16 protein-coding genes are annotated in these 15,931 nt (G+C 36.9%); 1 reads left to right on the top strand and 15 read right to left on the bottom strand.

Translation table 11 applies throughout. The annotated features are described in order from the left end of the window. Nucleotides 1-10: 10 nt before the first annotated feature. On the bottom strand, nucleotides 11-1,291 hold the full coding sequence (gene tig / locus Q0E08_RS02025) for a trigger factor (RefSeq protein WP_294775698.1): 1,281 nt from the start codon (nucleotides 1,289-1,291) through the stop codon (nucleotides 11-13). Nucleotides 1,292-1,395: 104 nt separating this feature from the next. Then, nucleotides 1,396-2,076, bottom strand: coding sequence for a metallophosphoesterase (locus Q0E08_RS02020; protein WP_294775695.1), 681 nt, complete (start codon nucleotides 2,074-2,076; stop codon nucleotides 1,396-1,398). Between the two features lie 62 nt (nucleotides 2,077-2,138). On the opposite strand from Q0E08_RS02020, the gene Q0E08_RS02015 reads away from it, so the two are divergent. Then, nucleotides 2,139-2,309: a DUF1540 domain-containing protein gene (locus Q0E08_RS02015; RefSeq protein ID WP_177662574.1), complete on the top strand. Its 171-nt coding sequence runs from the start codon at nucleotides 2,139-2,141 to the stop codon at nucleotides 2,307-2,309. A gap of 47 nt (nucleotides 2,310-2,356) precedes the next feature. Here Q0E08_RS02015 and thrC read toward each other — a convergent pair whose 3' ends face one another. From thrC to Q0E08_RS01950, 13 genes are all read right to left on the bottom strand, one after another. Continuing rightward, nucleotides 2,357-3,853, bottom strand: a complete 1,497-nt coding sequence (thrC, locus tag Q0E08_RS02010; RefSeq protein ID WP_294775691.1) for a threonine synthase — start codon at nucleotides 3,851-3,853, stop codon at nucleotides 2,357-2,359. Nucleotides 3,854-3,889: 36 nt separating this feature from the next. Then, entirely contained in the window at nucleotides 3,890-4,240 is a 351-nt protein-coding gene (locus Q0E08_RS02005; protein ID WP_294775687.1) for a YraN family protein, read from the bottom strand. Next, a complete protein-coding gene (locus Q0E08_RS02000) occupies nucleotides 4,237-4,863 on the bottom strand; it encodes a ribonuclease HII (protein WP_294775684.1) in 627 nt (208 codons plus the stop codon). Before Q0E08_RS02000 ends, Q0E08_RS02005 begins: the two co-directional genes overlap by 4 nt. Further along, nucleotides 4,863-5,726, bottom strand: coding sequence for a ribosome biogenesis GTPase YlqF (ylqF, locus tag Q0E08_RS01995; protein ID WP_294775681.1), 864 nt, complete (start codon nucleotides 5,724-5,726; stop codon nucleotides 4,863-4,865). The genes Q0E08_RS02000 and ylqF overlap by 1 nt, the downstream gene beginning before the upstream one ends. 108 nt (nucleotides 5,727-5,834) lie before the next feature. Beyond that, nucleotides 5,835-6,179 carry a 50S ribosomal protein L19 gene (gene rplS, locus Q0E08_RS01990; protein ID WP_177662564.1) on the bottom strand — a complete coding sequence of 115 codons (345 nt, stop codon included), beginning with the start codon at nucleotides 6,177-6,179 and terminating at the stop codon, nucleotides 5,835-5,837. A 156-nt stretch (nucleotides 6,180-6,335) separates the two neighbouring features. Continuing rightward, a complete protein-coding gene (locus Q0E08_RS01985; protein WP_294775677.1) occupies nucleotides 6,336-7,001 on the bottom strand; it encodes a TIGR03936 family radical SAM-associated protein in 666 nt (221 codons plus the stop codon). After that, nucleotides 6,988-8,832: a TIGR03960 family B12-binding radical SAM protein gene (locus Q0E08_RS01980; protein ID WP_294775674.1), complete on the bottom strand. Its 1,845-nt coding sequence runs from the start codon at nucleotides 8,830-8,832 to the stop codon at nucleotides 6,988-6,990. The genes Q0E08_RS01985 and Q0E08_RS01980 overlap by 14 nt, the downstream gene beginning before the upstream one ends. After that, nucleotides 8,829-9,368 (bottom strand): hypothetical protein, encoded by a 540-nt coding sequence (locus Q0E08_RS01975; protein ID WP_294775671.1) that lies wholly within the window; start codon nucleotides 9,366-9,368, stop codon nucleotides 8,829-8,831. The genes Q0E08_RS01980 and Q0E08_RS01975 overlap by 4 nt, the downstream gene beginning before the upstream one ends. A 40-nt stretch (nucleotides 9,369-9,408) precedes the next feature. Then, nucleotides 9,409-9,819, bottom strand: a complete 411-nt coding sequence (gene ruvX, locus Q0E08_RS01970) for a Holliday junction resolvase RuvX (RefSeq protein ID WP_294775668.1) — start codon at nucleotides 9,817-9,819, stop codon at nucleotides 9,409-9,411. Between the two features lie 52 nt (nucleotides 9,820-9,871). After that, nucleotides 9,872-12,331, bottom strand: a complete 2,460-nt coding sequence (locus Q0E08_RS01965) for a transglycosylase domain-containing protein (RefSeq protein WP_294775665.1) — start codon at nucleotides 12,329-12,331, stop codon at nucleotides 9,872-9,874. A gap of 100 nt (nucleotides 12,332-12,431) precedes the next feature. Beyond that, nucleotides 12,432-13,304, bottom strand: a complete 873-nt coding sequence (locus Q0E08_RS01960) for a 3'-5' exonuclease (protein ID WP_294775662.1) — start codon at nucleotides 13,302-13,304, stop codon at nucleotides 12,432-12,434. Nucleotides 13,305-13,364: 60 nt separating this feature from the next. Next, nucleotides 13,365-13,613, bottom strand: a complete 249-nt coding sequence (gene secG, locus Q0E08_RS01955) for a preprotein translocase subunit SecG (RefSeq protein WP_294775659.1) — start codon at nucleotides 13,611-13,613, stop codon at nucleotides 13,365-13,367. Between the two features lie 78 nt (nucleotides 13,614-13,691). Continuing rightward, nucleotides 13,692-15,929: a DNA topoisomerase (ATP-hydrolyzing) subunit A gene (locus Q0E08_RS01950; protein WP_294775656.1), complete on the bottom strand. Its 2,238-nt coding sequence runs from the start codon at nucleotides 15,927-15,929 to the stop codon at nucleotides 13,692-13,694. Nucleotides 15,930-15,931 lie beyond the last annotated feature (2 nt).

Genomic DNA, 15,931 nt, shown 5'->3' with positions numbered 1-15,931 from the left:
ATTAAAATGATTACTCTTTTACAGCATTGTCAACAACAAAGTCAACAGCCTTGCGAGTAGTAATATCGGCAGCAAGTTGCTCGTTTGGAACAGCAGCCTTAATCTTATCGGCCTCCATATTGTACTGTTCTGCAAGCTTATTTACTTCTGCTTCAATTTCTTCTTCAGAAGCCTCAATGTTTTCAGCTTTTACGATTGCGTCAAGAGCAAGCTTTGTCTTAACCTGTTGCTTAGCGCCTTCCATAAATTGTTTCTTAAACTGATCCATTGTTTGACCGAGATACTGAAGATATGTATTGAGGTCAAGGCCCTGCATCTGAAGTCTGTATGCGTAATCCTGAACCATTTCGTCACACTTTTGAGTAAACATACATTCAGGAATTTCAACTTCCATATTTTCACAAATCTGCTCAAGAATCTGATTTTCAAAATCTGTCTTTGCGTTTGCTTCTTTTCTTTCTGCAATTTGCTTTTTCAAATCGTCCTTAAGTTCATCAAGAGTATCAAATTCAGATACATCCTTTGCAAACTCATCATCAAGTTCAGGAAGTTCCTTTGCCTTGATTTCGTTAATTGTACACTTAAATACAGCTTCTTTGCCTGCAAGTGAAGGTTCATACTGTTCAGGGAATGTAACATTTACATCAAATTCTTCTCCTGCCTTATGACCTGCAACTTGTTCTTCAAAGCCGGGAATAAAGCTGTTTGAGCCGAGTTCAAGAGGATAATTTTCACCCTTGCCGCCGTCAAAAGCAACATCGTCAACAAAACCTTCAAAGTTAATATCGCATGTATCGCCCATAGCAGACTCTCTGTCTTCAACAGTTACAAGACGAGAATTTCTGTCCTGCATATTTTTAAGTTCTGTTTCAACATCTTCGTCTGTTGCTTCTGTATCGAGCATCTTGCCCTTAATACCCTTGTATTCGCCAAGCTTAACTTCAGGATATGTAGTAACCTTCATCTTGATAACTACACCCTCAGTCTTGCTCATTGTAGGAAATTCAACATCAGACGGTTGATCAACAACATTAAGACCTGCTTCATCAAATGCAGCACCTACTGCTTCAGGATAAACGATTTCAAGTGCCTCTTCATAAAAAGCACCCTCGCCGTATACCTTTTCAATCATACCCTGAGTAGCCTTACCCTTACGGAAGCCAGGGATTTGAATTGACTTTCTTTGCTTCAAATAAGCTTTTTTACAAGCTTCTGTAAATGTTTCAGCATCTACAGTAATTTCAAGTTCATAAACATTTGTCTCTACTTTATTAGATGACTTAAGTGCCATAATAATGACCCTCCTTCATTAATTTACAATTTGATACCGTAGCATTATACCACAGAAATAAATATATTTCAATATATTTATAAAATTTATTATTATATATTATATTAACGAATAAGTTTCGGAACAAAACCGAGCCTGTCACACGATATAAGTCTAAACTCAATTCCGTCAATCGTATCATCAATAGCGGTTTTTGCAGCCTTACCGTGAAGATGCCCGTAATAGCATTTTTTTATACCGTATTCCTTTAGCAAATTCAAAATTTCTTCGCATTTTGTGTCGGTTGTAATCGGTGGATAGTGCAAAAAGACAATTTTATTTTCACATTCCGCACTGTCAAGCGACATCTTTATTCTTCCGACTTCCCTGTTAAGTACCTTTTCGTTATGCTCGTCATTAACATCAAAAAGCCATCCTCTGCTTCCGCAGATAGAAACATTTTCAACTGTATAAGAATTATTTGAAAGAATTTTTATTGTATTAAAACCGTTTTTATCGATAAATTCATTCATTTTTTTAGCAGTATTCCACCAATAATCGTGATTGCCTTTTAAAATTATTTTTTGTCCGCTAAGCTTATTGATAAAATCAAAATCGGCAACAAGCTGATCAAAATTCATTGCCCAGCTTATATCTCCGGCGATAACCACGGTGTCATTGTCGGTTACAATTTTATTCCAATTTTTTTCAATTCTTTCTACATAATCATTCCAGCCCGGGAACGAATCCATAGGCTTATCGGTGCCGAAAGAGAGATGAGTATCGGCGATCGCAAAAATTGACATAAAATCTCCTTGAATAAAAACAAAAAATAATCAAATGATAAAAATGAAAGGGAGTGAAAATAATGAAGCACGAAATCAAAGGAATCAACTGCGAAGTTAAAAATTGTGTTCATCACGATATGTCAAACTGCTGTACGGCAGGCAGCATCAAAGTAGGCTGCACAACAGCTAAATCAACAAACGAAACAAATTGCGAAACATTTGAATGTTGCAGTGATTGCAATTGTAATTAAGCTGAACTTAATAAAAAAGAGGCTCAATAATGGGCCTCTTTTATTTTTTACAAATTCAAAAGTTTAAATACCATTTCGCTCATATTTTCTTTGTCGCAAACATTATTAAAGCGAACCGCCTTATCTTTAAGTGCCTGAAGCGGTTTTGGAACATCAACACCCGAAACCTTATTAAGCTCATCGACCATAGCAAATTCATCAAGATTTGCTTCTTCACCGCCCATAACAGCAGTCAAAACGCTTTTTGAGAACTTATACGGTGAAGCGGTTGAATCAATTACCGTAGGAATATCATCACCCGTACGCTTTACATAATCGTCATAAACATTAACGGCTACTGCGGTATGAGTGTCACAAAGATAATGATATTTATCAAAATGCTCTTTAATGGTTGCATCAACGCTTGCTTCATCACAGCAACCTGCGTCAAACACATCTTGAACAGCCTCAATGAGAGTCTTAGGTACTTCATACTTTCCTTCGACAGAAAGAGCTTTCATAAGGTCATTAACAAGGCTGTCGTCCTCGCCGCTCATATGATAGAGAAGTCTTTCGAGATTTGAAGAAATAAGAATATCCATAGACGGTGAAGTTGTTGTAAAGAACTTTCTGTTTTTGTTATATTCACCTGTCTTTAAGAAATCCGTAAGAACATTGTTTGAATTTGAAGCACAAACAAGCTTTTTGATAGGGAGACCCATATTCTTTGCATAATAAGCAGCAAGAATGTTACCGAAATTACCTGTAGGTACAACAACATTTATCTCATCACCGAGAGCAATTCTTTTTTGTTCAATCAAATCACAATATGTTGAGAAATAATACACAATTTGAGGTACAAGTCTGCCCCAGTTAATTGAGTTTGCGGACGAGAACATCATATTCTTATCGGCAAGTTGTGCCTTGATTTCATCGTTTGTAAAGATTGCCTTAACAGCACTTTGAGCATCGTCAAAATTACCGTTAATTGCACAAACGGAAACATTTTCGCCTTCTTGAGTTGTCATTTGAAGTTTCTGCATAGGAGAAACACCGTCAACAGGATAGAAAACAAGAATTCTTGTGTGGTCAACATCTTTAAAGCCCTCAAGTGCGGCTTTACCCGTATCGCCTGATGTTGCAACAAGGATAACGATAGTTTTGCCGTCAGCTGTTTTCTTTGCAGAAACAGTCATAAGATAAGGCAAAAGCTGAAGTGCCATATCCTTAAACGCACAAGTAGGGCCGTGCCACAATTCAAGAATATTTTTATTACCTGCAACATTTACGGTTGGGGCAATTTTTGATGAAGAAAACTTTTCAGCAGCATAAGCACCGTTTACGCAATAATCAAGTTCTTCCTCAGAAAAGTCTGTCAAGAAATCCTTTAGAACGGTTTTTGCTCTTTGTGTATACGGCATATCTACCATAGAAGCAATTTTATCAAGTGAAAACTGCGGAAGCTCACAAGGTACGAAAAGTCCGCCCTCTTCGCTGATACCCTGTGCAATAGCCTGTGCGGCAGTTACTTTAATGTTTTTATTTCTTGTCGAAGTATAGAACATAATATGTCCTCCTAAAATTTTAGTAGTACTATTTTATTACAAAGTAAAAGCATTTTCAAGATGTTTAATGGATTTTATTCGGTTATTCTCCAAAAAAACTTCAATAACATCAAATCTCGGCTGTAATTTTACCTTATATTGCATCATGTAAAGGTTTGCCGTTGAAATAATTTTCTTTTGTTTAATTTCGTCAACAAACTCACGCGGCTCGGCTATTGAATTCTCACTTCTTGCTTTTACTTCGGCAAAAACAATGAAATTTTCATATTCAAAAATAAGATCAATTTCACCGAATCGTGATTTATAACTGTGTTCAAGCAAAAAATAACCTTTGTCGCGTAAATAATTTGCGGCTTTCATTTCCGCAAGTCTGCCTTTGTTATTCATTTTTTAGCATGCCATGTTTTTAAAAATGTTTGTCTGTGTATTTCGCTCGGACCGTATTCATCAAGCATTTGATAATGGAGTTTTGTTCCGTAGCCTTTATGCTTTTCAAATTGATATTCCGGATATTGTTCTGCCATTTTGAGCATATATCTGTCCCTTGATACCTTAGCAAGAATTGAAGCTGCGGCGATTGATACTGAATTTGCATCGCCCTTAACAATAGACTCGCAATCAATAGATAAATCAAGTGTTTTGTTGCCGTCAATCATAGCATAATCGGGTTTTATTTCAAGTCCCTCAACTGCTTTTTTCATTGCAAGAAAAGTTGCATTGAGAATATTAATTTCATCAATGGTTTTTTCATCAACAGAAGCTATAAAATAACACAATGCTTCTTTTTTTATTTTATCAAAAAGAGCTTCTCTCTTTTTTTCCGAAAGCTTTTTTGAATCGTTTACGCCCTCAATAATTTGACCTTTTCCAAGAACAACGGCAGCGGCAAAAACAGGACCCGCAAGCGGACCTCTGCCTGCTTCGTCAACACCGCAAACACAGGTGTATCCGTTTTTATAAGCCTCGTTTTCAAATTTAAGCCAATCAATTTGTTCTGTTTCTTTTTTCATTACGGTAATTCGAGGGTAATTCTACCCAACTTTCCTCCTCTGAATTCATCAGCAACAATAACGGCTGCTCGCTCGTAATCAATTTCTCCGCCTTTAATTAAAAATCCACGCTTTTTGCCTATCATTTCAAGGATTTCCCAGCCTTGAAGTCCCTCAACACCTGAAATCTTGTATCTTTCTTCTATAGCGTTTGGATTTGTTTTTGCAAGGCTTTCAAGCAATCTGCAAGCAATTGTTTCTTTGTCGGTTACCTCATCTTTAACAGAGCCGATAAAAGCAAGTTTATCGCCAACCTCGGGGTCATCAAACTTTGGCCACAATACACCCGGAGTGTCAAGGAGTTCAATTCCGTTACCGACAACAAACCATTGATTTTGTTTTGTAACACCGGCTTTATCGGCAACCTTTGCTTTTGCGTTTTTGCCCATTCGATTGATAAATGAGGACTTGCCTGTATTCGGAATACCGACCACCATAAGACGAAGCGGTTTGCCTGTCATTCCTTTTTCTTCATTTCTGGCAATAACCCTTGCCAAAGCCTTTTTTACAACCTCATCAAATTTATTAAGACCTTTTCCTGTCTTACAGTCAACAGGTATGGCGTAAGCACCTTTGCTTTCAAAATATTTTATCCACATTGCGGTTGCGGTAGGATTAGCGACATCGCATTTGTTAAGTAAAATAATTCTCGGTTTATTATTTATTATTCCGTCGAGTTCGGGATTTTGTGAGCTGTAGGGCACTCTTGCATCAAGAAGTTCAACCACACCGTCAACAAGATTAAGCGATTCCTTAATAAGTCGCCTTGTTTTGGCCATATGTCCCGGAAACCATTGTACATTTTGTTTTATAAGTTCAGGCATATTGTTCACCTACCTTTTTATTTATTATACATTATAAATCAAATAATAGCAAATAAAATAAATAAGCCGTATCACAGGCAAACCTACGATACGACTATTTTTCGGTTATTATCTGAGTGCTTCTTTAACCTTAGCAGCCTTACCAACTCTGTCACGAAGATAATAGAGTTTAGCTCTTCTAACCTTACCGGTACGAATAACCTTAACATCAACGACATTTGGTGAATGAACCGGGAATACACGCTCGATACCAACACCGTATGATACTCTGCGAACTGTGAAAGTTTCAGAAATACCTGAACCTCTCTTTGCAATTACAGTACCTTCAAAGTTCTGAATTCTTTCTCTTTGACCTTCACGGATGTTAACCGATACCTTAACAGTGTCACCGATGTTGAACTTTGGTACTTCTGCCTTGATGTTGTCTTGTGCGATAATCTTGAGTGCGTCCATTTTAATTTCCTCCTTTATAATTTATGAGATGTTCATATCTATAAGAAAGCGGACCATCTTCTAAAATGCGAAACGCTACATCTTACGCGTTGCAGGGATATGCAACGGATAAATGCTGAAATATAATAGCATATGTTTGCACAAAATGCAAGCATTTTATTTATATTCTTTAAAATCTTTTGTTAAAAGATTGATTCTGCCTATACTTTTCCACTCATAATCCATATCAATAAGCCTGATTATTGTATCAAAAAGGAGTGTTGGATTTAAGTTTTTATCCGGTCCGGCAAGCAATCTGATATTTAATATAATATTATCATCTCTGATTGAAATATTATACTTTACAATAAATTGTTTAATATCTGTTTCTTTAAGGACACGCCTTTTGCCCTGCTTTGCCTTTTTCTGAGCCATAATGGCATCGCTTTCCAAAACAGCTTTTATTTTTTCAAGTGCAAGTTCATTATCCTTAAACTCAAACTTATAAACATAATCACTGTAAACAATATCATGGCAATCCATAAAGTCATCATACACATCAACAATTCTTATGCCAAGCGGTAAAGCGTCATTTACACGGACTTTGATTTCTTCATCCGTCAAATCATCAATGATTCTTATATCAACATTTTCGCAAAAGCTCTCAACTCCGAGAGAAAGCGGAAGCGAAAAACTCATATACGGGCGTGGATTGAAGCCCTGTGTATACCAAAGATTAATTTTTGCTCTGGCAAAAGCCCTTGAAAACACACGATTTGTATCAAGGTGGCTTATATATTTAGCCTGTCCTGTTTTTGAAAATCTAAGTCTAACCTCTCGCATCACAATGACCTCCGTTCAGTCTGTTTGCTCCGCAACCGGCACATTTGATTCTGCAATGCGGTGTTGTTTTGTTTTCGTGAGCTTTCAAATTTTCTTTTTCAAGGAATTTTCTGCTGATACCGTAATCAAGATGGTCCCAAGGCAAAACTTCGCCGAAATCTCTTTTGCGTTGTGTATAAAAATACGGGTCAAGATTATGTTCATCAAACGCTTTCAGCCATGAATCAAACTTGAAGTGTTCATCCCACGAATCGAATTTGCAACCGTCTTTAAATGCCGAATAAATAACAGCCGAAAGCCGTCTATCGCCTCTTGCGAGGACGCCTTCGAGAAGTGAAGTCGGAGTTTCGTGATACGACACCTTAATTTTCTTTGACGGAATAGACTCAAGCAAATGTTTTTGCTTTGCTTTAAGCGATTCCATAGTATCTTCAGGCTCCCACTGAAACGGAGTGAACGGCTTCGGGATAAAAGACGAACACGAAATATTAACTTGAAGTCCTGTTCCCTTTTGGCGGTTTGGATTGTTGTAAAACGCATGCAAAACATCCATACCGAGATTTGCAATGCCCTCAATATCCTCCATCGTTTCGGTAGGAAGTCCCATCATAAAATAGAGTTTAACGGTTGTCCATCCGTTATCAAACGCTTTTGTGCAAGTGTTGATAACCTCTTCCTGCGTAACATTTTTATTTATAACATCACGAAGTCGTTGTGTACCGGCTTCCGGTGCGAAAGTAAGACCGCTTTTCCTTACTTTGTTAAGTTTATCCACCAATTCATCCGAAAAATTATCCACTCTTAGGCTTGGAAGCGAAAGATTGATTTTATCCTTAACGGTCCAGTCAATAAGAGATGTAAGCATCTCGTTTACCTGCGAATGGTCCGAAGTGGAAAGAGAGCAAAGCGAAAGTTCGTCATATCCCGTCGAATCAATAAGTGCTTTACTTTGAGCATTGATAGTTTCAACGCTTTTTTCCCTGATAGGTCGATAAATAAATCCCGCCTGGCAAAAGCGACATCCTCTTATACAACCTCTGAATATTTCTTCAACCGCTCTGTCATGAACTATGCTGATAAAAGGAACAACAAATTCTTTTGGATAATAACATTTGTTCATATCCGACACAATGGATTTTTTAACCTTTTCCGGTGCTCCGTTAATCGGAACAAGTTCTTTTAATGTACCGTCGGCATTATAGCTGTCCTTATAAAAAGACGGAACATAAACACCGGTAATGTCTTTTGCTTTGAGCAAAAATTCTTGCTTTGTGGCACCGCTTTTTTTACATTTCTTAAGCAAATCAAGAACAGCATTTGTACTGTCCTCACCGTCACCCAAAAAGACAATATCAACAAAATCGGCAATGGGTTCCGGATTACACGCACACGGACCTCCGACACATATAATCGGAGCAAGCTCGGTTCTGTCTTTGGAATATAGCGGAATGCCTGCCAAATCAAGCATATTAAGCACATTTGTGTAGCAAAGCTCATACATCAAGGTAAATCCGATAATGTCAAAATCCTTAATATAGTCGCCGCTTTCAAGAGCAAAAAGAGGAACATTGTTTTTACGCATCTGTTCTTCCATATCAACATCGGGAGCAAATACACGCTCGCACCACGAGTCCTCACGGTCATTAACCAAACCGTAAAGTATCTTCATACCGAGATGACTCATACCGATTTCGTATATATCCGGAAAGCAAAACGCATAGCGAATATCAACCTTTTCGGGGTCTTTAATCACACTGTTAAGTTCACCGCCAACATATCTTGCAGGTTTTTGAACATATTGCAATATTTTTTCTACTTCTTTTTTAATCATAAATTACCTCTTAAAAGCCAAAAAGCCAAATAAGCCGAAACAATCAATATACTGTAATTTTTACTGTATATCGAATAGCAAATCAATAATATAAGCGTTGCAAATCCAAAAGCATAAAGCACAAAATACGAAACGGATATATTAAAATATTTATCAAGCACAAGCTTTAAACATCTTCCCATATCAAGCGGATAAATCGGCAAAATATTAATAACAATCAATGCAATATTAATATCTCTTCTAAAATTAAGAATTGCAAATACTGAATTTACCGCAATTCCCGACAAGAGAAAAACAATCTCTTTTGATACAGTCAAATCCGATGAATGTTTTAATCCCACGCCATAAAATGAAACATTAATTTTATCTGCTTTACCGCCAAGCAAATAAAGTGATGCAATATGCCCCAATTCGTGCAAAGACGAAAACAATAAAACATATAAAAAGTCATAATTGTTTGCAAACAGTGCAATACAAACTATCGCAAAGAACCAAAAGCTTATTTCAAACTCAATATCAAAAAGTCTAAATTTCAAATTATCACCATATAAAAATACGATGATACCAAATCAATAATTACTTGTTTTTATCAAGATAGCTTTGAAGAATCATAACAGCCGATACCGCATCAATCGTTTGCTTTCTCTTGGTTCCTCTGACATTGTTGTCGGACAAAATATTGTGTGCCATGACGGTAGTAAGTCTTTCATCCTCAAAAACAACATCTATATCTGTTTTTTCGCCGATAGCCTGACCGAGTGACCTACATTCATCACAACGGTACCCATACGAGCCATCCATATTTCTCGGAAGACCGATAACAATTTTTTCTGCCTTATTTTCGTTTATAAGTTCAATTATTTTATTAACAAGCTTAGGTTGATAACTTTCTTTTATAACGCACAACGGAGAAGCAAGGATGCCTCTTATATCCGAAACAGCAATGCCTGTTCTAACATCTCCGTAATCGATTGACATAATTTTCATATTTCCTCATTAATAATAGGAAAACCAAATTTGATTTTCCTATTATTGTCAATTATTCATTTACAGTATCCTCATCAATATAATCATCCGAAGAATCATCAAAATCATCCGAACCGTCTGATGTATCATCATCAGCTTCTGTAGGATCTTCCACATAGAAGTCCGGTTTTTTTGTAGTGGAAACTTCAGGGATTCTGTCATTCAAGGTTGTGTTTTCACTTATATATTCACTTGAACCTGTTGACGGAAGGTTGTTAACATCAAACCAGCCCCATCTGCCCGAGCCTTTACTCAAAGTACCGTTTGAAGAATATTCTCTGTGAACAATGCCGTCACATTCAGGGAATTCTTTAACATTTTTACCTTTCTTTTCGTAAATTTGAGACATAATTGTGTTCCAAATTGTACCTGAAGGGTTTGCCGAAAGTCGATATACAACTTCTTTGTTTTTATCGTATCCATACCAAACACCGCCGATATATTCAGGTGTGCCACCGATAAACCAACGGTCGTTTGACCCTGTTGTTGTACCTGTTTTACCGATACACTCAACACCGTCAATCTTATACGAACGACCTGTACCTTCGGTCATAACGGTTTGAAGCATCTTGTTCATAACCCAAGAAGTATTCTCCGACAAAGCAATTTCCTTATCCTTTTCAGGATTCTTTTCAAGAATTACATTGCCTTGTGAGTCCTCAATTTTATAATAGCTGTAGCCCTCATAATAATAACCGCCGTTGCCGAAAGCCTGATATGCGGCTGTCATTTCAAGTACCGTCACACCGTAAGTCAAAGAACCGGTTGCCATAGGAGCAAGGTCACAGTCCTGCACGGTAAGAGTTGAAATATGGAACTTGTTGGAAATATATTCATAAGAATAGGTTGTACCGATTTTATCCAAAGTTCTTGCAGAAATTGTATTCTTGGAAAGAGCCAAACCTTTTTGAACGGTTATAACCTCACCTGAATATCCGCCGCCCTCATTTGTAGGCCACGGTTTTCCGTCAATTTTTGTAAGCGGTGCATCCTTTGTAGGCGTTGACCAATAAACATTGGTGTCGCCGTCCTGCAATGTTTTTTCAAGTGCAGGCCCGTAAACAGAAAGCGGTTTAATAACAGAACCTGGTTGACGCTTTGATTGCCATGCACGGTTAAGAACACGATTGGCTTTTTTCTTACCCGTACCGCCGACCATTCCGAGAATTCTGCCGTGATAATCCATAATTACACAAGCACCCTGAACGGTTTCATCCGGCATTTTTCTGTAATTTTCATACACATCTTCAATAGCGTTCTGAACATCAAAATCAATAGCCGAATAAATTTTCAGACCGCCGCCGTAAATCATTTTTTTAGCTTTTTTTGCACTGTATCCCGAATTTTGAAGGTCATTAATAACTTGATCAATTACATAGTCTGTATAGTAAGAATTGATTTTTTCGGCTTGCTTCTTTTCAGAAGCAGACTTTTTAATTTGACTGCCCTTATAATCAGGAGAGTTGGTAAATACCATTTTATATGCAACAGCTTCGTCATATTCTTGTTGAGAAATAAATCCTCTTTCAAGCATTTTTTTAAGAACACGAAGCTGCCGCTGTCTATTGTTTTCAGGATTGATAAGAGGGTCATACTTTGTCGGAAACTGGGTTATGCTTGCTATACAAGCACATTCGGCAATGTTAAGGTCCTTTACTTCTTTACCAAAATATGTTTCAGCCGCTGTTTTTACGCCGTAACATCCGTGTGACAAATAGATTGTATTGAGATACGCTTCCATTATCTCATCCTTGGAATAATGCTTTTCCAAATTGAGAGCCGAAAGGATTTCGTTAAACTTACGGATAAATGTTACATCATTTTCATCGGTAAGGTTTTTAATAAGCTGTTGAGTGATTGTAGAACCACCCTGTCCGCTGTTGGACGGCTTAACCATAACGCCTATGGTTCGTTTCCAGTCAACACCGTGGTGCTTTTCAAATCTCTCGTCCTCAATGGCGATAAATGCTTTTGACATATATTTTGTCATATCGTTTTTATCAAGCCAAATACGGTTTTCTTCACCGTGAAGTCTTGTAATTTCTATAAGTTTATTGTTATCGTCATAGCCATAAATAAAAGATGTTTGGTTTTGACTTGATGCTTCGTCCTCAAGGTTGAAAACCACATCTCCGTGTACAACGGAAAAGCCGTATACAAACAAGACGGATGAACAAATTATTCCGACAACGGCAACAACCAAAACTATACCTAAAATAATTTTACCGAAAGTACCGAGTGCCTTTTGTGCCGGAGTTTTGTTTTTACCGGTTCTTTTTTTCTTATCCTTGGATGATTTAACGGAAGCAGCATATCCGGACTTATCCTTTTTGTTGTCTCCGTTAGAAAATGTATTATAGGCAGACGGCAATTTGCCACCGTTCTTTTTTCGTGTTTCCCTGTCGTCATTATAGGCTTTTTGAGAATTATTCATAAACGACTCGAGAAGATCATCATAATCTTTATTTGCCACGAAACCGTCCTCCTTATATGCAATATTAAATATATTATAATATATATTATCAAAAAAATAAAGAAGAATTTTTATATTATAAAAAATTTCTTCTTCAAAACTAATCCTTCTTTATTTTTTTAGCTTTTTTTCTATTCATTTCGATACTGCGTTGATTAACTTCAACCTTATCATATGTTTTTTTGGCTCTGATGGTTGTCCAATATGTTTTGCCGCATTTTTTGCACTTTGTGGGACATCTGAAAGATTTGTTTACACATTCAAAATCTTTAACTCTAACCATACTCCCCTTACAAGCGGGACAAATAATATCTTGCTCATAAACATTAAAAATATCCGAAACCGGATTTGTAATAAGATAAGGCTTATATATAAGTCGCTCAAAAAATGAACTGTCACAATCGTGAACAAAATTCTTGAGTTTTTCTTTGTCAAATACTTTTTTAAAGCACTCGGCTGTAAGATAGCAATCGGTTAAGGCTCTGTGAAGCTTTTTAACATCAATTTCAATTCCGAAGGCATTTCCGCAATCGGCAAGAGAAATTTGATTGTTGTTTTCCCGTTCCATAAAAGACATACAATATTTTTGAGCATCACAATACCTTGTAATAAAATCAATATTTACATTACCCAAAAATGTTTGATAATTGTTTGTAAGAACATACAAATCAGAATTGCTCCAAGACATAAAAACATTGTTTTCTCCCCTGCTCCATCTTGAAAAATCCTTAATGGCATCGGCAAAAGGAATTCCGTTTGTTTTCAGTTCTTCATTTGTAATATTGGTAAGACTCTTACATCTGCCCGAGAGTTTTTTTGTAATCTTGGGCAAAATAAGTTGTTTAAAAGTATCAACAATTTCCAAACGTTCATTCAATTTTACGGCGCCTATTTCTATAATCTCATTCATAAATCCTTTTTTTGAATAGCTATAGGCATTATTCCATTCCAAATCAAATATAATATAATTCAAAACTTAACCAAACCTCAAAACAAAAATAACCTTGCATAACGCAAGGTTATTACTTAACTGTTATACAAAAAGAAATACTAAAAATGCAGCTAAAACAAGAACAAAGAAGAATGCAATAAACCACTTTGTTACTCTTTCAAGCTTCTTTTCGTTAGTCATACCTTTTGATTTGCCGCCGTAAGACTCGGAATTACCGCCGATAACGCCGGACAAGTTTGATGATCTGCCCTCTTGCATAAGGACAACGATTGTAATAATAATTGATGCAACAATAAGTACTGCACCGAATACATAATGATACCAGAGCATAATATTTCCTCCATTAGAATTTTCAACTACTGCATTATAGCATAATAAAATACATAATGCAAGACTTTTTTTAATTTATCAAAATGTTATTTGATCGGTGTTATCGGCAGCTGTAGGCAAAGCGCCCGCAGCAGGAAGATTTTTTGTTCTGAATCTCCAGGTTTTTTCAAATTCACCCTCTGTATAATGGTGCATTGATTCAACCTTATGATTTTTCTTTTGAGTCATAACAGACACACCGATCGTATCCTTTGAAGATTTAGGAGTTAAAGCTCCCGTATTAAGAATTAACATTCTGCCGCTTGTAGAACAAAGAACGAGTTCGCAATCTTCTTCAATGTATTCAATACAAGCAAGCGGAGATTTAAGCGAATATGCTTTAAGGAGCTTTTTCCTGTTGGTTTTTGTTTGGTAAGCGGAAATGTCAACCTTGGCAACCTTGCCGTTTTCAAAAACGAAAATCATATATCCGACATATTCTTTAATTACGCAAATATATATTACTTTTTCGTCTTGGTCCATTTCAAGTTTACCGGCAACATAAACACCGAGTTGGGAAGCCTTTCCATCCGGGAAGTCATCTACCTTAGCCTTGTACACCTGACCTTTATCGGTAAATACAAGAAGCTCGTCTTTATTGGAACATTCAAAGGTCGTTTCAACTTCATCGCCTTCTTTTACCTTTTGTTCACCGGACATACGAAGATTGGCTGTCCTGATTTTATTGAGATAGCCTTCTTTGGTAATAAACAGAGTAACGGGATAATCCGGAATTTCAGCTTCTGCAGAAGCATCAAATTCTTCAACTTCATAAAGAATTTCGGATTTTCTTTCACCCGAATACTTATCGGCAACATCATTAAGTTCCTTAATAATAATCTTCTTCTGTTTATTTTTGCTGTCAAGTATACCTTGAAGTTCTTCAATCTCGGCCTTAAGAGTTTCTATATCTTTTGTGCGTTTTAAAATATACTCTCTGTTAAGATGACGAAGCTTAATTTCGGCAACATATTCTGCCTGAACCTTGTCAATTCCAAAGCCTATCATCAAATTAGGAACAACATCCGCTTCACTTTCTGTATTGCGAATAATCTTTATTGCCTTATCGATATCAAGAAGAATTTTTTCAAGACCCTGAAGAAGATGGAGCCTTTCGGCTTTTTTGTTAAGGGTAAACTGCGTTCTTCTTCTGACACATTCAAGTCTGAATTCAATCCACTCTTTAAGAATATCAGAAACGCCCAAAACCTTTGGATAGCCTTTAATAAGCACATTAAAGTTACATGAAAATGTATCTTCAAGCGGAGTAAGCTTGTAAAGCTTTGTCATAAAAGTATCGGGATCTACACCGCGTTTTAAATCAAGGGTTATACGCAAACCTTTAAGGTCGGTTTCGTCACGAATATCCGAAATTTCTTTTACCTTATTGGTTTTTACAAGTTCAACAACCTTGTCAATAATCGCTTCGGATGTTGTTGTAGGCGGTATTTGCGTGATGTCAATACAATTATACGATTTGTCATAAGTATACTTGGCACGAACCTTAACCGAGCCTCTGCCCGTTTTGTAAATTCGTTCAAGTTCTTCCTTATTATAAATAATGTATCCTCCGCCTACAAAATCAGGAGCAAGCAAAGTTTCCGACACATCATGGTCAGGATTTTTAATGAGTGCAACGGTAGTATCGCAAAGCTCTTTAAGATTAAAAGAAGCGATAGAAGACGCCATACCAACGGCAATACCCGTTGTAACATTTGCAAGAATAGACGGAAAAGTAACCGGCAAGAGAGTCGGCTCTTTCATTGTATTATCGTAGTTATCAACAAAATCAACAGTATCTTTGTTAATATCCTCAAAAAGTTCTTTTGCAATAGGTGCCAATTTAGCTTCTGTATAACGAGAAGCGGCGTACATCATATTTTTGCTGTAAGCCTTACCGAAATTACCTTTTGACTCAACAAACGGGTACAAAAGGCTCTCATTTCCTCGTGACAATCTAATCATAGTTTCATAAATAGATGAATCACCGTGAGGATTAAGTTGCATGGTTCTTCCGACTATATTGGCACTCTTAATTGTACCCCCCTGTAAAAGCCCCATATTATACATTGTGTAAAGAAGTTTTCTGTGTGACGGCTTAAAACCGTCGATTTCGGGAATGGCACGCGATAAAATAACACTCATTGCATAAGGCATATAATTTGATTTAAGAGTATCTACTATCTGCTCATCTTTAATCAAGCCGGCATCCTGAATGTGTACATTGTCAGCCAAAGGGGCTTGTACTTCATTATCTCTGTTCTTTTTTCTTGCCATAA

Source organism: uncultured Eubacterium sp., assembly GCF_934561735.1.
Lineage (GTDB): Bacteria > Bacillota > Clostridia > Oscillospirales > Acutalibacteraceae > Eubacterium_R.
This window is presented reverse-complemented; position numbering and strand designations above follow the sequence as displayed.